Source organism: Pedobacter antarcticus, from assembly GCF_900103515.1.
Taxonomy (GTDB): Bacteria; Bacteroidota; Bacteroidia; order Sphingobacteriales; family Sphingobacteriaceae; genus Pedobacter; species Pedobacter antarcticus.
The window spans coordinates 30,881-50,849 of sequence record NZ_FNGZ01000014.1 but is presented as its reverse complement, the minus strand read 5'-3'; the positions used below and the strand labels follow the sequence as shown (position 1 = coordinate 50,849).

Here is a 19,969-nt window from a genome sequence, read left to right as displayed (position 1 = left end):
GTATAGTATTCAGTATATTATTTTAATTGCCTTTTATTCTCATCAGCTGAACGGAATTCAACTACTTCTTTTTCGTTCTGCTTCTGTTCCTGTTTCGCTCTGCGCCTGATTCTTCTTTGCTGGAAAATCTCTCTGAACTTGTTATAGTCTACTACCAGTGCGAAACCTAATCCTGTTTCAATAATCTGCCCCTCAATTACGCCCTCGTTTTGGTTTCTTCTGTAAGCTCGAAGCCTGTACCTGCCATCTGCAGACAGTGCATACTCCACATTTACATTTCCTGCAATATTGGTTGAGTTCTGACCTGGTGTAGATGGTCCCTCCAGACCAAATGTGCTACCTACGGTGACAGTCAGCCTGTCGTTGAGTAGTTTTTTAGATAGTCCGACTTCCAGATCCGTTTTTTGTTCGAGTGATCCTGAAGAGTAGTCTTCTGAAGAGTTTACGCCGAAATTGATATCGACTCCCTGAATAAGATCCGATGCCAGGTTATTCAGTTGTTCGGTAAGCAATTTGCTCACACTGGAACGGGCAAGGGTAGAAACTCCACCACCACCACCGGCAAGACTTTCAAATGGATTATCTGCAATAAACCGGTTCAGTGCAAGCAGCGCGAAGACTTGTTTATTCAACTCGCTCTCGTCATTATTAACAATCATCAGCTTGGTATAAACATCTCCGCCCAGCGCGTTCCTTTCATTTTCAGGCAGGTCTAATCTGAAAGAGATGCTTGGTTTTAACAATTCATCTTTCATCATCAGGTATACCTGGAATGGTAATTTTGTTTTCGCCTGTATATTAGTCGGATCATTTAAAAGGTCAATCGGCGCCGCATTTACTTCGTATAAAGCGGTCAGATTTACATTTGCAGACGTAGGTTCGCCTGTCCAAACAATTGTACTCCCTTTAACCAATTTGAATTCTTTTTTACCCATTGGCCCAACAGATAGGTTATAAGAACCGTCGGTAACCTCGTAACGTCCGGTCAAACTTGTCTTTCCGCTCGCATCCATTGTAGCAGTCAAATTGGCTTCTCCTCTGACCTGCAGCGCATCACCATTTTCAGGGTCTACCACAACATTTAGTACAGCCTCGGGATCGATAGAAATATCTGCACTCAGGTTAATGCCCTTGATAGGTGCTTTACTAATACTGTCAGTTTGCAACGCCTTCTGTCCATTATACGGTGCCGCATCTGCATCAATAAACTGTACAATTCCTTCCTGAGATATAACCGAAGGATCATCTGGTGGCATAGCAAAATAGAACTTTGTGCCTTTTTCCACTTTAATGTTCATATCCACATCCGGCTGATTCAAATCGCCGCGTACTTTAATTGTACTGGTAAGGAAAACTGTTCCGTAAATCATTTCATTATCTGCCGCGGTAGAATTGAGCGCCCTGAAATTATTGGTACGGATATCCATGTTGAATTTGTAATCCTTAAAATCGGTTGTCAGAATGCCACCATTAATCGTTGCCCTTCTGTTGAGCGAGTCAATAATCGTGAAATTATTAAACTTGATTCCTTCATTGTCGAAACTGATTGTTTCATTCGGCATTCTGAAATAAGAGTTTACATAAGTCGCTGTAAACGCAGCCTGATTAAATTTCAGATCTCCGAGTACTTTTGGTGCGCTGGTAGATCCTTTAATATCAAATTGCCCGGTTATGGTGCCAGATCCGTTTTTGATCTGTCCCATTGACAAGCTCTCCAATGCTTTCAAATCTATTTTGTCAACATTGAGGGAGAAGTCCAGGGCATTTTCGCTTTTAGTATAATAAAAGCCGTTCAGCCTTAGCTCATGGACACCACTCAGCGCTATATTGGTTTCAAAGGCATCTGCGGTATTGTTGTTAACAGCGATTCGAAGTGTCCCCAGCTGATCTTTTTGGTAACGTAACTGGTCAATGGTAAGATTGGCTTCGAATTTAGGTGTCTCCATCAGATCTTTAACATCAACAGTACCGTTGATTGAACCTCCTGCAAGAGAACTGTCCTGATCTGCGAATTTGGTAAGTGTTTCAATTCTGAAATCTTTAAATTCTACTTTCAACGGTGAGTTAGGCGTAGCATTCAGACTATTTATACTCAACAGCTGTGTGCCTTTGCTTAAGTTGAACTGATTGGCAAGGATGCCTGCCTGACCAAACTGAATAAAGTTTTCAGGAGATATTGCCCACTTTTCATAATCCAGCAGCAATTTCTGCGGGTCAAGGCTAAATTGAAAATTCTTATCAATGGATTTAAATATACCACCCAATACGTACTTATCTCTACGCTTACTGTCTCTCAGATAGATGTTTAGCCCGAGTTGGTTTTGTGCTGCCTGTCCGCTGATCTCACTGTTGTATAGGGCAATGGAAGGGCTTTGGAAGCTTTTGATCAATAGTTTATAATTCAGCTGCTGATTAACGTTGTCAATATTCAGCTGAGTGGAATCAACTTTGTAATCTCCGTAAACAACTCTCGGAACCCATGCATTCATAACCAGACTGTCTTTCTGTGTATCTAGTAGCCCGGACATGCGGGATGGAGAGAAGGTAGTTAGTTCAGGTACGAATTTTTTAAGGAAATCCGGATTAAATATCTGTACATTAAATCTGAAGCGCTGATCTGGTATCTTAGTTACCGTCCCAAATGCATAGTATTTATTGATCTGGTTAATGACTGCTGCTCCAAGGTTAGTCAACTGGTATTTTCCATCGACTCTCGCATTTAATAACTCAGATTTTAAGCTAAGCAGGTTATGGTCTGCAGTAGCTTCGGAATGAATGTCTACAGTGTCAATGTTAAATGACTGGCCTTCTTTGACAACCTGAAGACTTCTGATACTGACATCGCCGTTCAGATAGTCTGGATCGGCGGTAGCAATATCTGCTTTAACCAACCCGGCCAGCTTCAGTTCTGTCGGGCTGAAGTTTAGTTTCTGAAGATCTACCTGTTTAAGGTTCAGATCTGCTTTAACGGCAGGGTATTTTCCGGCAATATTTACGAATGCAGTGAGATTAAAGTTTGCATTTGTATCGGCCATCTCACTTTTCAGATTCAGTTTCTGTGCGGCATAAGTACCACTCAATAAAAGATTTTTATAGGTGTATTTATTATAAACGGCCGAAACTAAACGCGCATTTATCTTAGCCGAAGCTGAATTGGCATCCAGTCCGGTTCCTTCAACTTGTGCCTTGACTGTTATACGGCCTAAGGTCTGCTGCATTTTCATGAGCCTGCCTACGTTAAAATTCTGCAGGTCTAAATCTGCTTTGTATTTTTCTTTTCCTTTCGGTCCGCTCATTGCCGCCTGCAATTTTGCACTACCCATATCCGTATTGATATTGAAACCGGTATTGAAATTGGTCATTCCACCTTTAAAGGTACCAACCGCCACAATAGAATTTGGCAACTCAATATTTGCAGGCAGCGACTGTTTTGGTATCACGGCCAGCAAATCGGCTTTGGTCATAGAGAACCGTTTGATCTTAATGTCCAGTTGGGCTTTCTCTGCATCGGGAAGTCCCTTCACCTGCCCGCTAATATCTATATGCGTGTTTTTAAGGCCATCTACTTTCAGGGTTGGAATACTCAGGTTATTCATATACCCTTTTGCAACAGCAGAGATTTTTATCTTTTGATTTCTGTAAGCCGCAGGAACTGCATTACTAAAGTAAGTGGCATCTTTAAGACCCAATACTGAGTTCTTCAGCTGGATATCAATTTTAACGCGCTCGGGGTGTTTAGTTAGATCTTCCAATGAAGTATACTCCAGCGTCGTTTGATTTTCTACCTGCGTATTTGGTGTTTTGAATAAGAAGTTAGTCAGTTTCACTGTCTTATCATTATACAGGACGTTTCCTTTAAGCTGTGATAGCTCAAAGCCACTTTTTTCTTTCATTCCCGCACTGATAAGGTTTACTTTAATTCCTTCCGGGCTGTAAGATAATTCTTCGGCATTCAGGCCAAGTTGTTTAATTCGCAGGTGATTGAAATCCATTCCGGTGGGCAAGGCCTTTTCACCGAGATTGTCAAATTGTATAGTATTGTCAGCAAGCTGAAGTTTTTTGACCAGAACAGACATCGCCGATGGTTTGGCGGCAACTGTATCAGTTTTTTTAGTTTCAGCTTCTACTTTAGCCGGTTTGAATGCGAATGCAACATTTGATTTATTCAAACTGGCTTCATCCAGTCTAAAGTCTGATTTCGTTAGATCTGCAAATAAGGTTTTAAGATTTAGCTGGCTGATATTAAGATCTGCCCTGGTGTCAGACAGCATATCGTTAAATTTGATTTTAACCTGTTCCAGATTGACGTCCTGAATTTCTACCAGTGGAAGTTTTCCTGCAGCTGCCTGAGCAGTGTCCAGGCTGTTTTCCAGATGTGCAGCCAGTTGAGTTAACGGTTTTTGCTGCAAATAACTTACGCTGGTATTCTTAAGACTGAAGTCTTTAATCACATAGTGCTGTCCATCCAGATCAAAATCTTTGATATTGGTTTTAAACTCCCCAAGGTTCAGGTGCATGTCATTACCCGCAACATCATCCCGGTAGGTAATTCCTATATCTTTCAGGCTTATTTTGCTCACTGAAAATTTCATGGTCGAAGTGGTGTCCTGCTGAACTTTGTCTTCGGGTTTCTTTTGCTCGGACATGAAAGCGTCCACTAAAAAAGAAAAGTTGAAAGTAGTGTCCGGATTAATCCTGGTTACGTTTGCCCGTATAGTTTCCAGTTCAATATTGTTAATCTCCACTTTGTTCTTTAACAGTTGAAAAAGACTAATGTCTACTGCAAGCTTTTGTGCATAAAGTAAAGTATCACCTTTTTTGTCTTCCATGTAGAACTTGTTTAAAACAACGTCCTTTGGAAGTGCAATTTTAATACTTTCCAGACTTACCTCTGTATGGGTTTTATTTTTCAGATAGTTAATAGCTTTCCCTTTGGCAAACTGTTGTACAGCAGGAATATTAAGTGATACGGCAAGTAAAACTACGATTAGAATTATACTGCCAATGACCCAAAGAATGACCTTTAAACTTTTTCGTACGTATTTATTCAATTGACAAGTTTTTTGAGAGATTGATGAACAAAATTTTTACATGTTTCTGTTACAGAAATCTGTAATCTTCCTTTCAACAAAGCGTTGAATGAATTTGTTTAATTTTTTTATTTACTAATATAAACAGTTGTGTATGGTCTACATCAAATCTCAGGCCTTAATGTCATCTGGAAGATAGATTTTTCAAAATTTATCCTGTTACCACTTAAAATGTCTTATCTTAAAACCCCATTAATTAGTTTTTGTAGCTGATTATGGTTTTTATATATGAATAAAAGAGAAATTATAATCGGTTATGAAGCATTCCAGGGATTGGATGAACTGAATAGCAAAGATCAGGATTTATGCAGGTCTGCAGAGCAGGCTTTGGCTACAGCTTATGCACCATATTCCAATTTCAAAGTCGCTGCCGCAGTTCGTCTTAAAGACGGTAAGATTGTTACGGGAAGTAACCAGGAGAATCTGGCCTATCCGTCTGGTCTTTGCGCAGAACGTGTGGCACTTTTTAGTATTGGTGCAGCCTATCCAAATGCCGTAATTGAGAGTATGGTCGTAACTGCCCATACCGATAAATTTGAAATTACTAAGCCTGTAACCTGCTGTGGTGCATGCCTGCAGGTGATTTCGGAGTTTGAACAGAAGCAGGGGAAACCTATCGAAATAATCTTTTACTGTCTGGGTGGAGAATTGCTGAAGGTAAAGGGAGTGCGGAGTCTGCTACCCTTCAGTTTTGTAGAGGACAGGTTGCAGGTTGAATTGTAAACTGTTGGGAAATTGTGTTCCCTAAATTTGACTGGATGCCTTATCTTTGTTTGATCCAAAACATTCTTAATGAGCGACGAATTAGATAACCACATAAACGAAGAAACAAAACATACTGTTATACCAATCAACGGACTTTATGAAAACTGGTTTCTCGATTATGCCTCTTATGTAATTTTAGACAGAGCAGTACCGCATATCAACGATGGTTTGAAACCAGTTCAGCGCAGAATTATGCATTCGCTGAAAGAAATGGATGACGGGCGTTTTAATAAAGCTGCGAACGTAATCGGTAATACCATGAAATATCACCCGCATGGTGATGCTTCTATCGGCGATGCAATGGTACAGATTGGGCAGAAGGACCTGCTAATTGACTGTCAGGGTAACTGGGGTGACCCAATAACGGGTGATAGCGCTGCTGCTCCCCGTTATATTGAAGCCAGATTATCTAAATTCGCAACCGAAGTTGTTTTTAATGCCGACACAACCGTCTGGCAACTGAGTTATGACGGCAGGAATAATGAACCGATCACATTGCCGGTTAAGTTCCCGCTATTACTGGCACAGGGAGCGGAAGGTATTGCCGTAGGTCTTGCGACCAAAGTTATGCCGCACAACTTTGTTGAGCTGCTGGATGCTTCTATTGCAGTGCTTAATGGCGAACGGCCGAATATCCTTCCGGATTTCTTTACAGGGGGTATGGCCGACTTTTCTGCTTATAACGAGGGAATGAGAGGGGGTAAAATCCGTGTCCGCGCCAAAATAACAGAGAAGGATAAAAAGACATTGGTAATCACCGAAATACCGTACAGTACAACGACTGGTTCGGTAATCGACAGTATCCTGTCTGCAAATGACAAAGGAAAAATAAAAATTAAGAAAATAGAGGATAATACTGCTGCGCATGTTGAAATTGTTATTCAACTTGCACCTGGTATCTCGCCTGATGTAACTATAGATGCGCTTTATGCGTTTACATCATGCGAAGTCTCAATTTCTCCAAACACCTGTATCATTAAACAGGATAAACCGCAGTTCCTGAGTGTAAACGACATTCTGATCGAGAACACACAGCACACCAAAAATTTACTGAAACAGGAACTTGAAATCAGACTTAAAGAATTACAGGAAAAAATATTCTTTAGCTCGCTGCTCAAAATTTTTATACAGGAAGGAATGTATAAAAACCACGAATACGAGAATTCAGGTAATTTCGAAACTGTTGTAGGTGTCTTAACGAGGTTGTTTGAACCATTTAAAGATCAACTATACAGGGAAATAGAAGCTGAAGATTTTAAAAAGCTGATCGAAAAACCAATGAGCAGCATCACCCGCTTTGATGTGAAAAAAGCGGATGAACAGATGAAATCACTTGCTGATGAAATTAAAGTCGTTAAGAATCATCTTCGCCACCTGACTGATTATGCTATTGCCTGGTTCCAGAAATTGAAAGATAAATATGGAAAAGGAAGAGGCAGGAAAACTGAAATCCGGTTATTCGACAGAGTTGAAGCTTCCAAGGTAGCACTTGCCAACGTAAAATTGTACCTGAACAGGGAAGATGGTTTTATCGGTACCGGTCTAAAAAAGGACGAATTTATTGCAGATTGCTCTGACCTGGATGAGGTAATTGTCTTTCGTGAAGATGGCAAATGTCTGATTACGAAAGTTGCCGATAAGACTTTTGTCGGTAAAGGAATATTGCACGCCCAGGTATTTAAAAAGAATGACGAGCGTACGATTTATAATATGATTTATAAGGACGGTAGCAGTGGTACCTCCTACGTGAAAAGGTTCGCTGTCGTCGGTGTAACCAGAGATAAAGAGTATGACCTGACCAAGGGTTCTAAAGGATCTAGAGTATGGTATTTTACAGCTAATCCTAACGGTGAAGCTGAACTGGTAACAGTGATGCTTAAACCGCATACAAAATTAAAGAAATTGCAATTCGATCTTGATTTTGCTGAGATCGCAATCAAAGGGAGGGGATCCCAGGGAAATATTGTATCCAAATATCCAATCAAAAAAATTGTACTGAAAAGTAAAGGTGTTTCAACTTTATCAGGCTTGAAAATCTGGTATGATGATTTATTGCGTCGTTTAAATGTAGATGGCAGAGGAAAGTACCTGGGGGAATTTGATGGGGACGACAAGATACTTCAGGTTCATAAAGAGGGCTGGTATGAACTTAGTTCTTTTGAATTAAGTAATCATTTCGATGCCGACCTGCTGCTTATTCAGAAGTTTGATCCGGAAAAGGCTTTTGCAGTTGTTCAGTTTGAAGGGAAAGCGAAGAATTACTTCGTCAAGCGGTTCTTATTCGAGCCGATAGCAATTGGTAAAAAGCTAAGTCTCATTAGTGAAGAGCAAGGATCGAAATTCCTGCATTTGACCAGTAATCCTGCAGCTTTACTGACTGTTGATGTATTGAAGGGAAAAACACAAATTCCGGAAACACTGGAGATAGTACTGTCCGAATTTATTGACCTGAAAGGAATTAAGGCTAACGGAAACAGGTTAAGCCAGCATGATGTACAGCAGATTAAATTGAGTAATGCCGAAGAGTTGGAACCTGTTCTGGCTGAAGAGCATAAAGAGAATACACTAGCTCCGGTTGACTTAGCAGAATCTGCGGATGAGAACGTTCAGGATTCGCTGGAAGAACCGGCACCAGAGATTGTTCAGAAATCAGCGATATCTGATAACAGTTCTTCTTTACCGGTATTGGAAAAACAGGAAGAGTTAATACCTGATCTTGTTGTTGCTGAAATGCCTGAAGAAATTATTAAGACCGAGGCTCCGGATATAAAGATAGAAGCTCCGGAAAAGAAGCCTGAAGCTCTTGAAAAGACGGCTCAAGTTAAGGAAAAGAAGAATTGGGTGAAGAAAGAAGAACCTGCTTCGGAACAGCATCTTGAAGAAAAGCCTCCAGTACAGGAAACGACTATTATTCAGGATCCTGCTCCGGAAAAAAAGAAATGGGTTAAAAAAGTCGTAAAGGAAACTCCAGCCGCTGATGTTGCCGAACCTAAATCAGCGGACAGTAAACCGGGGGAGGAGGATAAACCAAAACCTGCTAAGAAAGAAATCAAGCTGGAAATTACAAATCCCGATGATGTAGATATTGATGATAAAGGTCAACTGGGCTTATTCTAACCGAATAAGCCTGGCAGACGCTCTGCTGCCATAATAAAGCTGATACCAAAAATTGCAGAGGACAGGAAAAAGTTCCAGTCCCATTTTTTGATCTTAACTATATTAACCAGTATAAATGAAATCAGGAGGGTGGCAAGTACAATAACTATCTGTCCGACTTCCAAACCTACATTGAAAGCGAACAGCTCTGCAACTATACTTTTACTTTTACCGAGCAGGCTATTCAGGTAATTGCTGAAGCCCATTCCATGAATTAGCCCGAAAAATAAAGCCAGCGTATATTTCAATTTAATATTTTTAGGCTTGGCTCTTTTGCTAAGGATATTTGTGGCTGCGGTGATCAGAATGGTCACTGGTATAAGAAACTCAACCAGATCTGTGTTGACAGTGATGATCTTAAAAACGCTTAATGCAAGAGTTATACTATGACCGATAGTAAATGCTGTTACCAGTACCAATACCTTTTTCCAATCTGTCAGGGTATAAATTCCACAGAGCACCATCACAAACAGAATATGGTCATATCCTTTCCAATCGAGTATATGTTGCCAGCCTAATTCGAAGTATAAAGAGAAATCCTGCATTTTGCTAAATTATTAATTTTTAATTAAAAATGAACAAAAATTAAAAACTGTGTTTATTTGTGTAATTATATATTGAATCCTGGTCTGACCGCGCATAAAAAAACAGGATTTGGGAACGCCCGAATCCTGTTTTTTTTCTTGTAATTTCTAAACTTCTACTGGTATTGTATATAGATTGGCTTAGGTGTAAGTTTCAATAACTCTTCTGGTGTCATCAATCTATTCGGTGCTTTCTTTATATCATTTTTATAGAACAATTTGAAACCTGTGAATTCTACAGGTTCGCTATAAATGAAATGACGATAGGTGCCTTTTTTTAATTCAGGTTCGCCCCATCCGTCCATATGCATGACGATCTGTACTTCCGGACGTAATTTAATACTGGATGCATTAGTTACCATCTTTCTTGTGAAGCGGTGAACGACAAATACTTTTGGCGGCAAATTGTGTTTCTTGACAATGTCAGCAAGATATTGCGAAACATAGTTAATATCTGCAGCGTCATATGTTCCGATTCTTTTACCTGGTAAAGAGCCGTCCTTCATAGAGAACTCCGGATCTATTCCTAAGTGTACGTAAGGTAGTTCCAGGTACTTCTCAATATGCGGTAATTCTGCTTTAATATTACTTAAGGCGACCTGCAGGTCTAAAAATACAATCGTATTCGGGCGCATTTTAGCGATGGCTAATACAGAATCAATCTGACTGTTGGCCATTCTGTTCACATATTTACCATCTCTTCCAGGGGTGCCGCTGGCTACTGCAGCAATATAGTGCAGGCCTGCCTGAACGGGTGTAGACGGATCTGCTTTTTCCCAGTTTTTAATTTCAGTATTTAATCTTGACCACATTTCTTTAGGTGCATACTCACCTAAAGCACCCATCTTTTTAGAATGCAGGTTTCCATAATAAACTACGATTCTTTTAAAAGGCAGAATTGCGCCTGCAAGTGGATAAGGCTGGTTTTTGACAGGCCATTTTCCTGTAGTATCTCCGTTTGCGAGTTTAAGTTGTAAAGAGTCGTATAAAGCAGTATCAATTGGTTTAGATACAGGCGCTGTCATACTAACCTCAGTGGTATCAGCGTTTGCTTTTTGAGTTTCTGCTGATTTACCTTCTGCTTTCGTTGAATTGGAATTGCAGCTAGCAAGCAGTGCGAAAGTGGTGAACGCAAGTGCGAAAGTTGCGGGTGGTGTTATTTTCATAGATAGGGTAATGTATTTTATTTTTCTCGTGCAAAACTACACAATCAACTGACAATTTAGCTGTATTAAATCAATCTGCAAACTTTACGAATCCTTAAATTGCTTATCTTTAACCATTCGCACGATTTAAATTTATGATACGAAATTATTTACTCCTTTTCTTTGTTGCAATCCTGTTTTATAGTATGACCGGCTGTAAAAAAGAAATTTCCGAAATTCACCTGATTCCTGCGTTTAAAGGCGACACTACTACATTGAACGGCCTTGCACGGCCTACGGAAGGAATTTATGCGAGCTATAGTGTATTTATGGATTTCAGCAAAGGTATTCAGACCAGGGAACTCAGGAACTCATGGGATTTCGGCGTGTATTGTGGTACAGAAAACAGACTAATTATCAATCATACCATGGGTGCTGCGGCCATCGCTTTAAATAAAACTTCTTTAGCAAGTGTGACAGGGAGTGACACGACTGCTCTTGAAACTAATAATACGCTTAGGGTAAACGGGACTTCCGGTAATACGGCGAATGTAGATCCTGTCAGTGGCGATTTCGCGGCCTATCTGAGTGGAACTGTATTTGCCGAGGTCAAAGCCGACGCGGAGTCAAGCAATGTCTACATCGTTAACAGAGGAACCGCAGGTGACACTGTTGATACGCCTAATAAAAGATGGTATAAAATGAAGGTCTATCTGGTAGACCGCAGTTATAAAATAGATTATGCATTGATTAATGAGACCACGCCTTCCAGATTCAGCACCGTTACTATAGCCAAGGATGACTCATACAACTTCCGCTTTGGTTCTTTCAGGTCTAACCGGGCGAATTTTGAGCCTGCACGTGTAAACTGGGATATACAATGGGGTTGGAGCACCTACAAAAATACGGCAGGTAACGCGATCACTGTGCCCGATTTTGTGCTGATCAATTCTGGTGGCGGTGTACAGGCAGCACAGGTTGTTTTTAGTGGAACCGGAGCGACGACAAAATCGTATGAGGATTATAAGTTTGAAGATCAGACAGGAGTAACCTATAGCGCTGAGCGAGATGCCATAGGAACGAAGTGGCGGAATTTAGATCCCGCAGCTGGTACTTCCTCTGTTTACAGAGATAGATTTTTTCTGGTAAAGGATGGCGAAGGAAATGTTTATAAATTAAGATTTCTAAGCTTTATACCTAATGATGGAGGCCGAAGAGGCAGGCCCCGCATAGAATATCGTCTGCTGGAGCCTGCTGCTTAATATCGTGAATATCTTAAGCGGAGAAGGTGTTGAATTTACCAAATACACCTAAGGGAAGTTTAATGCCGGAGGTTGCCTGTAAGTAAAGTTCTCCTGTCTCCAGATTTTTAACTTGTGGAAAGGATGTTTTAATCAGATTTTCTACAATAACTGAAGAGAAACCAAGGGAATAGGTATTGAGTATCAGGAAATGTTCTTCTTCGTCTAATAATTGAACTACGTCCTGCATCATTTCCTGGATGTGATCTTCCAGTTTCCATTTCTCCCCGTTAGGTCCATGTCCGAACGCAGGCGGGTCTAATATAATCCCATTATATTTCTTCCCGCGTTTCAACTCGCGTTTAACGAATTTTAATGCGTCTTCTACCACCCATCTGACATCTTTTAACTGTGAAAGTTCCTGATTTTCATTTGCCCAATTTACCACCTGCTTAATGGAATCTACGTGTGTCGTATCTGCACCTGCCGCTTTTGCGATTAAAGACGCTGCTCCGGTATAAGCGAAAAGATTTAATACTTTCGGATTTGGGTTCTTGAATTTTTTAATGGATGACGAGATGTAATCCCAGTTCACAGCTTGTTCGGGAAATACCCCAACGTGTTTAAATGAAGTTAATCCGAGTCTAAGATTAATCTTAACTTCATCATTCTTATATTCAACATTCCACCTTTCTGGTATATTCTGTGCAGATTTGATCCATTCACCGGATGTAGCTGAGCGTCCTTTGAAACGGATGTGTGTTCTTTTTTTCCATTCCTGCTCTGAAAGAGTTTTTTTCCATACGGCCTGTGGTTCCGGTCTGCTCAGAACTAAATTTCCGAAGCGTTCTAGTTTTTCAAAATCTCCACAATCAATCAACTCGTAATCTTTCCAGTGGATGGGCGTTAATAGGCTTATCATAAAATTTTTGGACTTGTTATTTAAAAGTTTTTCTTTGCGGCTTTCATAAAGCGACTCGCAAAAACGAAATCGTTGAGCTCCTGAATATCGGTATGTGCAATCTCTTTGTTCGACCCCTCCCAGAATTTCTTTCCTTCGTGCAGGAAAAGAATATAGTCTCCGATTCCCATCACAGAGTTCATATCATGAGTCACAACGATCGTTGTGGTATTGTATTCCTCAGTAATTTCTTTAATCAATTCATCAATCACAATTGATGTTTTAGGATCTAGTCCTGAGTTGGGTTCATCTACGAAAAGATACTTAGGGTTCATCGCTATGGCCCTGGCAATCCCAACTCTTTTTTTCATTCCGCCTGATAATTCTGCCGGAAATAATTTGTTCTTACCTTCCAGATTAACTCGTTCCAGGCAAAAGTTCACTCTTTCCAGCTTTTCGCTAAAGGTTTGTTCAGTAAACATATTCAGCGGAAACATGATGTTCTCCTCGACAGTCATAGAATCAAAAAGTGCCGAACCCTGAAACAGCATGCCGATTTCCTTACGAATTTCAATACGTTGCTCAAAATCCATTTCGGTGAATTCCCGGCCATCGTATTGCACACTTCCTTTTTCAGGGGTGTGTAAACCAATCATACATTTTAATAAAGTAGTTTTTCCGGAACCAGAACCGCCAATGATCAGATTGGTTACGCCGGCTTCAAATTTTCCGGATATACCTTTTAGTACCGTGTTGGAACCAAAGGATTTTTCGATGTCTTTGATTTCGATCATAATAGCAATTGAGTTACAATGTAATCACAGGCAAGAATGCTAATACAGCTGACAACAACAGCTCTTGTACTCGCCTGTGCAACTTCTAATGCACCGCCTTTTACATAAAATCCTTCGTAGGCAGGAACTGTCGTAATGATGAATCCGAACACAAAAGCTTTGACAAGTGCAACTACAATTGTATAAGGGTTAAAGTCTGTGGTAATACCTTGTATATATTCAGCCGGGCTTACAGCTCCTGATAAGGTTCCTCCAAAGTAACCACCTGTAATACTTAATGCCATTGCGAAGATTACCAGCAATGGTACCATTGTTATTCCGGCAATAAGTTTTGGCAGGATCAGGTAACCAGGTGAATTAATTCCCATAATCTCCAATGCATCAATCTGCTCGCTTACACGCATGGTACCTATCTCTGATGAAATAGCAGAACCAATCTTTCCGGCAAGTACAATAGCTGTAATTGTTGGACTTAATTCCAGTATACTGGAATCACGTGTAACAGATCCGATAATAGTTTTTGGGATAAAATCGCTGACTAGCTGAAATGCAATCTGCAAAGTCATTACTGCACCGATGAAGGTGGATATAATTGCAATCAGTCCTAATGAACCGACTCCAATGAAATCCATCTGCTGAAAAATTGCCTTTAAATATATTTTAAATTTTTCCGGTTTTCTGAAAACTGCCTTTAACAGTAATAGGTATTTACCAAAATTGGTGAAATTCATTCGGTGGGAATTTAGCTAATGTATCATTACTATATTAATACAAAGAAACGATAAAAATTGTTGTCACTTTCTTTATTTCTTGAAATTATTCTGGTAATACAGATATTTTGTAGTTTTTTTGCGCCCCTGAAAGGTTCACAGCTGGAATCTGCTGTGTCTTTACAGACATTATAAAAAATAAGAACGCTTTGTAACTATTTGATGTTACTTAAGTCTTATTATCGTAAACCGGAAGGGAATTGATTTACTTTCCGGTACATAAATATAGGAGACAAAATTATGGAAAACAGATTATTAAGAAACGAACATGACAAAGTAATTGCCGGCGTTTCCTCGGGTTTAGCAGCTTACATGCAAGTAGATGTTACCATCATCAGATTGTTGTTCGTATTGTCTACCATCTTTCTGGTTGGAACGGGTGTGCTGGTATACCTGGTTATGTGGATCGTAGTTCCGGTTAACAATGATCCGGCAGCCAGATTCTCAAAGTTTAACGATTATTTTAAAAATCAGCAACCACCCTTCCATATGCCGGGAAGTACTTTTAATCAGGGGCCGGCAGCAGATCAGCCGTTTTCTACTCCGGTTGAGGATGTTAACGAAAAAAAGAAATATGATCCGGACTGGCAAAATCCGGTAGATTTTAAATCACTGCCTAAAAATAATGATACGGGCAGAACTATAGGAGGCCTTTTCCTGCTGGTCATAGGCTTATATTTCCTGATGAATGAGTTTCATATTATTCCTTACTGGTTTAAACTAGGTAAATTATGGCCACTCGTATTTGTTGCTATTGGTCTGAGCTTTATTCTGAAATCGAAACGTAAAAATAAATGGGAAGAGTGGAAAGAGGGACAGCAGACTACAACTGATTTTCAGGAAAAACCATCAGATTTTCAGCAGAGACCAGATAATCTGACTAATGAGCCACCTGTAGTACAACAAAAGCCTGAGGATCAGCTTTAGGTCTTAAATTAAAATATTCTATCGAACTGACCGGGTTTCCGGTCCTAATTCAAATAATCATGAAATTAACCAGAGTAATGTGGGGCATCGTCCTTTTGTTCGTCGGCATCGTGCTCTTGCTGGAGAACTTTAATCTAATCGAATTTTATTGGAGAAATGTCTGGAGTTTCTGGCCTGTATTTCTAATCATTTCCGGAGTAAATATTCTGTTCAACAAGAACAAATCTGAAACGGGCAATATGATTTCGCTTGGTGTATTGGTAATAGTTCTTGGATTTGTTTTTTACAAAGGTCAGCAGGTTCCTGCGGGCAGATCATGGATGGATGGCAGATTCAGTAAAGATTTTGACATTGATATTGATTCAGATCAGGACGATAATGGTAACAAAGAATCTTTAACTTTTTCAACACCTTTTGTTCCGGCGGACAGTGCAAAAAAGACTGTATTTAATATCTCTGGCGGCGGGACATCTTTCTCCCTGGACGGCGAAACGGACAGTCTTGTTGTTGCAAACGTTGAAAAACGGAGTGGAAATTTCATCCTCCAGAAAGAAAGTTCGGATTCGGTGAACACAGTCATCTTTAAAATGAAAGAGAAGAAAGGGGGCTGGTCAATTAATGATGGTGGTAATAATGTCAATCTGCAAATGAATAAGGCACCTGAATGGATTGTAAACATGAAAATGGGGGCTGGCGAGGTGAAATTTGATTTCTCCGATTATAAGGTCCGCAGATTTGGATTTGATGGCGGTGCTGCCTCACTGGATATCAGGATAGGTGATCTAGTACCTGTTACGGATGTTGTTGTTAAAACAGGAGTAGCGGATGTTAAATTGACAGTACCGAAAGCTTCGGGTTGCAGAATCTCTACGAAAACTGGTTTGAGTGCGAAGGATTTTCCCGGGTTTATTAAAATAAACAATAATAGTTACGAGACTTCTAATTATAGTTCTTCAGCTAAAAAAGTAATTATTGTTCTGGATGGAGGATTAAGTAACTTTGAGGTAAGCAGATACTAAAATATGAAATATACCATCGTGGTAAGCGGTAAGCCTGAAGGACCCTATACGCTGGAAGAACTAGCAGGCAAATCTGTCTTGGCAGGAACTTTTATCCGCATACCAGGAATGGACGATTATAAAGAAGCGCACGAGTTCCCAGAACTTTGTGCGCTTTTTGGGTTTAACTACCAGCGTACCGCCCCGCAATATTTTGCTGCTTTCGACCAGCGTTTACTGGCATCCGTGATAGATTATTTTTTATTATTTATGGTCTATATTCTTGCATTATTGCTTGTTTTTATGGTAGTTACCGATAAGCAGTCGCGTATAGCCTTTGCAATAATGTGCCTCCCCGCAATTCCTGTGTTTAAAATGATCTATAGTGTTTTTGGTGATGCTTCTATAAAGCAGGGCACGGCTGGAAAGCGACTTTTGCATATTAAAGTAACCGATCTGAAAGGAAACAGAATCAGTACCGGCAAGTCAATAATTAGACAGCTTGCAAAAATTCTTTCTGTTTTGCCTTTGTTTTTTGGTTATCTGTATTCATTTTTGAATAAAAAGGCACAATGCTGGCATGATATTGCCGCAGAAACGGTAGTGATTAAAGACCGGCTTATCTAGTCATTTCAATTTCAGAATCAATCCGGCAGATAACTTGATGATATAAAGTTTTATCTTTGCATACGCATGGAAAATACAACAGCAAAACAGCTTTTAACCGGTGGCTACTGTAACAGTCTGGATGAGTATTCAAGATTTATAACCAGAGAAGTTAAAATAGGTGATGTGCCTATGGGCGGGAATAATCCTATCCGCATACAATCTATGACAACTACCGATACGATGGATACCATTGGCACGGTAGAACAGACTATCAGAATGGTTGAGTCTGGTTGTGAATACGTGCGTATCACTGCCCCAAGTATGAAGGAGGCAGAAAATCTGGCGCAAATCAAAAAGGAATTGCGTTACCGCGGTTATAATGTTCCTTTAGTGGCTGATATTCATTTTACACCGAACGCAGCTGAATCCGCTGCCAGAATTGTAGAAAAAGTAAGAATCAACCCCGGAAATTATGCTGATAAAAAGCGTTTCGAGAATATTGATTATACGACTGATGCCTATAATGCTGAATTAAGCAGAATCTACAAGAAATTCGCACCGCTGGTTAAAATCTGCAAAGAATATGGTACTGCTATGCGTATAGGTACTAACCATGGTTCGTTATCTGACCGAATTATGAGTCAGTACGGCGACACACCACGTGGCATGGTTGAATCTGCAATGGAATTCATACGGATTTGTGAAGATCTCAATTATTATAATCTGGTCATCTCTATGAAAGCCAGTAATACCCAGGTAATGGTACAGGCTTACCGTTTGCTGGTGGAAACCATGGTTAAAGAAGGAATGAATTATCCGCTTCACCTTGGTGTTACCGAAGCTGGTGACGGGGAAGATGGCCGAATTAAATCGGCTGTTGGAATTGGTACTTTGCTGGAAGATGGTTTAGGAGATACTATCCGCGTCTCGCTTACTGAAGATCCGGAATTTGAAGCTCCTGTGGCTAAAGCGCTGGCTGATCGTTATAGTAAACGTAAGCAACAAACTACTTCTCCGGTAGAAATTTCTGCGTTAAAGGACCTGCCGTATTCTCCATATGCTTACTCAAGAAGGAATACCCATGCGGTGCAGCATATCGGAGGTCATTTTCATCCGGTAGTGATGCTTGATGTTTCTGGTAAAAATTTAAAGGACCCTTTCTTCCTGAAAGAGGCAGGTTATAATTACCAGGCGATACTTGATAAATACAATATGGCCGACCAGGCTTGTGATTTGGTCTATCTGGGGGATGAACTACCATCTTTTTCTTTTCCTGGAAATTTGTCGCAGATTTATAATTACGGTACCTGGAATAAGCTTAATAACAAACAGAATTGTTTTCCCTTATTTACACTTGACGAGTACCTGGATAATTCAATTCATGATTCTTTACTGAATCTGGTTTCAGTAAATGCCGCTGACTATGATTTGTCAAAGCTTAAAGCTCTTGATGAAACTGCCGTGATTATTCTGGAATCTTCTGCTGCAGATCATATGACAGTTCAGCGTTCGTTCTTTACTAGTTTATTGAATGCAGGACTCACATTTCCGGTGATAATTAATAGAAGTTATCCTATAATTGATGCGGAGACATTACAATTGTATGCCGCCACAGATCTTGGTGCGCTATTTACAGATGGTTTTGGCGATGGTGTCTGGCTGAACGCAAGCGAAGACATCAGCCTATCGCTATTAAATTCTACCAGTTTTGGCATTCTCCAGGCAACTCGTACCCGGATCTCGAAGACCGAATATATTTCATGCCCGAGTTGTGGACGTACGTTATTCGACCTTCAGGAAACAACACAGCAAATCCGTTCCAGAACGGATCATCTGAAAGGGATTAAAATTGGGATTATGGGCTGTATTGTCAATGGGCCTGGTGAAATGGCTGACGCTGATTATGGATATGTCGGTACCGGCCCGGGAAAGATTACGCTTTACCGTGGCAAAGAGGTCGTTAAAAAGAACGTCGACTCTGCGAATGCACTTGATGATCTTATTGGCTTGATCAAAGAAGACGGCAATTGGATCGAAACCCGGGAGATACACTAAACTTGCTTGTGGTTATGAGCCAGGTTTTCTTTCAAAAATGAAAGGGTCTTATCACATACATCTTGAAGTTGAGCTGGTAACTGCGCTGCGTTAAATGGATGACTAGCTCCATAAACGTGGTTAGCGTTTTCTATTTTTTGTAATCTTGCTTCAGGTTTAGCCTGTGCCAGGGATTGTGCAATATTGAAATTGACGTTTACATCTTGATCGCCATGCAGGATAAGCCATGGAATATTAACATGATTTGCTGCACGTAAAATATTAAATTCCTCTTCATGGGATTTGTAATCTTTTAACAGGGTCACGTCTAAAGGCATTTTTTCTTTGGTGCGTGCATTTTCTACATATATGCGCCCCGAGTTTTCCCATTCCTCTTCTTGTTCAGATTTCCATAGAGAATTGAATTCCGCAATCGCTGACCAAGTCACCAGCTGACTGATACGGGGGTCATTAGCGGCCTGAAGAATTACTAATCCACCACCTCTGCTGTGGCCAATCAGGCAAATGTCTGACATTGGATAAGTATGGCTGACATAATTGACCATAGTATCCAGATCTTGAACTTCCATTGAAATGGTGTTCGCCGCAAAAACATCCATATCTGTTACATCATTTGGATTTTCGGCAGTAACTCCATTATGGCTCAGGTTAAATTTAATGAATCGAAACCCTCGTTCTGCAAATTCATTAGCGACGAGATGATGTGCGCCCCAGTCTTTAAATCCTTTGAATCCGTGAACAAACAAAACTGTAGGCTGATTCTTGTACTGGTCGTCATAAGTCAGATCTCCGTTGATTCTCTGGTCAGCTGATCCTGACAGTATAAATTCTTCTCTTTTGATCATATCTTTTGGCTAAATTGTCAATCTACTTAATATAACAAACACATTGTCTATTAGTTTATAACTAAATCTTTAATTTAAAACCTTTCTAA

14 protein-coding genes are annotated in these 19,969 nt (G+C 40.2%); 7 read left to right on the top strand and 7 right to left on the bottom strand.

Features of this window, described 5'->3' with window-relative positions:
• Nucleotides 1–17: 17 nt before the first annotated feature.
• Entirely contained in the window at nt 18–5,051 is a 5,034-nt protein-coding gene (locus BLR53_RS18390; RefSeq protein WP_074591702.1) for a translocation/assembly module TamB domain-containing protein, read from the bottom strand.
• 267 nt (nt 5,052–5,318) lie between these two features.
• Here BLR53_RS18390 and BLR53_RS18385 point away from each other — a divergent pair, with 267 nt between their 5' ends.
• Complete coding sequence (locus tag BLR53_RS18385) at nt 5,319–5,813, top strand: cytidine deaminase (protein WP_037439714.1); 495 nt, start codon at nt 5,319–5,321, stop codon at nt 5,811–5,813.
• A 69-nt stretch (nt 5,814–5,882) separates the two neighbouring features.
• Entirely contained in the window at nt 5,883–8,972 is a 3,090-nt protein-coding gene (locus BLR53_RS18380; RefSeq protein WP_074591701.1) for a DNA gyrase/topoisomerase IV subunit A, read from the top strand.
• On the opposite strand, the gene BLR53_RS18375 is transcribed toward BLR53_RS18380, so the two are convergent.
• Nucleotides 8,969–9,556 (bottom strand): HupE/UreJ family protein, encoded by a 588-nt coding sequence (locus BLR53_RS18375; protein ID WP_037439710.1) that lies wholly within the window; start codon nt 9,554–9,556, stop codon nt 8,969–8,971. The genes BLR53_RS18380 and BLR53_RS18375 overlap by 4 nt on opposite strands.
• 155 nt (nt 9,557–9,711) lie before the next feature.
• Complete coding sequence (locus BLR53_RS18370; protein ID WP_037439708.1) at nt 9,712–10,761, bottom strand: hypothetical protein; 1,050 nt, start codon at nt 10,759–10,761, stop codon at nt 9,712–9,714.
• A gap of 134 nt (nt 10,762–10,895) precedes the next feature.
• Between BLR53_RS18370 and BLR53_RS18365 the strand changes: the two genes are divergently transcribed.
• A complete protein-coding gene (locus BLR53_RS18365; RefSeq protein WP_083332134.1) occupies nt 10,896–12,002 on the top strand; it encodes an HmuY family protein in 1,107 nt (368 codons plus the stop codon).
• 13 nt (nt 12,003–12,015) lie between these two features.
• Here BLR53_RS18365 and BLR53_RS18360 read toward each other — a convergent pair whose 3' ends face one another.
• Genes BLR53_RS18360 through BLR53_RS18350 form a run of 3 tightly spaced genes read right to left on the bottom strand, consistent with a single transcriptional unit; the run spans nt 12,016 to nt 14,407 of the window.
• A complete protein-coding gene (locus tag BLR53_RS18360) occupies nt 12,016–12,903 on the bottom strand; it encodes an RsmD family RNA methyltransferase (RefSeq protein WP_037439706.1) in 888 nt (295 codons plus the stop codon).
• A gap of 20 nt (nt 12,904–12,923) precedes the next feature.
• Nucleotides 12,924–13,676, bottom strand: a complete 753-nt coding sequence (locus tag BLR53_RS18355) for an ABC transporter ATP-binding protein (RefSeq protein WP_037439704.1) — start codon at nt 13,674–13,676, stop codon at nt 12,924–12,926.
• The gene (locus tag BLR53_RS18350; RefSeq protein ID WP_037439702.1) at nt 13,673–14,407 is read right to left on the bottom strand and encodes an MlaE family ABC transporter permease; all 735 of its coding nucleotides are present in this window, start codon (nt 14,405–14,407) and stop codon (nt 13,673–13,675) included. The genes BLR53_RS18355 and BLR53_RS18350 overlap by 4 nt, the downstream gene beginning before the upstream one ends.
• 279 nt (nt 14,408–14,686) lie before the next feature.
• Between BLR53_RS18350 and BLR53_RS18345 the strand changes: the two genes are divergently transcribed.
• The 4 genes from BLR53_RS18345 to ispG all read left to right on the top strand — a co-directional run bounded on the left by BLR53_RS18345 (nt 14,687) and on the right by ispG (nt 19,035).
• The gene (locus BLR53_RS18345) at nt 14,687–15,373 is read left to right on the top strand and encodes a PspC domain-containing protein (RefSeq protein ID WP_074591699.1); all 687 of its coding nucleotides are present in this window, start codon (nt 14,687–14,689) and stop codon (nt 15,371–15,373) included.
• 59 nt (nt 15,374–15,432) lie between these two features.
• Entirely contained in the window at nt 15,433–16,392 is a 960-nt protein-coding gene (locus BLR53_RS18340) for a LiaF transmembrane domain-containing protein (RefSeq protein WP_074591698.1), read from the top strand.
• Between the two features lie 3 nt (nt 16,393–16,395).
• Nucleotides 16,396–16,998: an RDD family protein gene (locus BLR53_RS18335; protein WP_037439698.1), complete on the top strand. Its 603-nt coding sequence runs from the start codon at nt 16,396–16,398 to the stop codon at nt 16,996–16,998.
• Between the two features lie 66 nt (nt 16,999–17,064).
• Nucleotides 17,065–19,035 (top strand): (E)-4-hydroxy-3-methylbut-2-enyl-diphosphate synthase, encoded by a 1,971-nt coding sequence (gene ispG, locus BLR53_RS18330; protein WP_074591697.1) that lies wholly within the window; start codon nt 17,065–17,067, stop codon nt 19,033–19,035.
• Here ispG and BLR53_RS18325 read toward each other — a convergent pair.
• The gene (locus tag BLR53_RS18325; protein WP_074591696.1) at nt 19,032–19,880 is read right to left on the bottom strand and encodes an alpha/beta hydrolase family protein; all 849 of its coding nucleotides are present in this window, start codon (nt 19,878–19,880) and stop codon (nt 19,032–19,034) included. The genes ispG and BLR53_RS18325 overlap by 4 nt on opposite strands.
• Between the last annotated feature and the right edge of the window lie 89 nt (nt 19,881–19,969).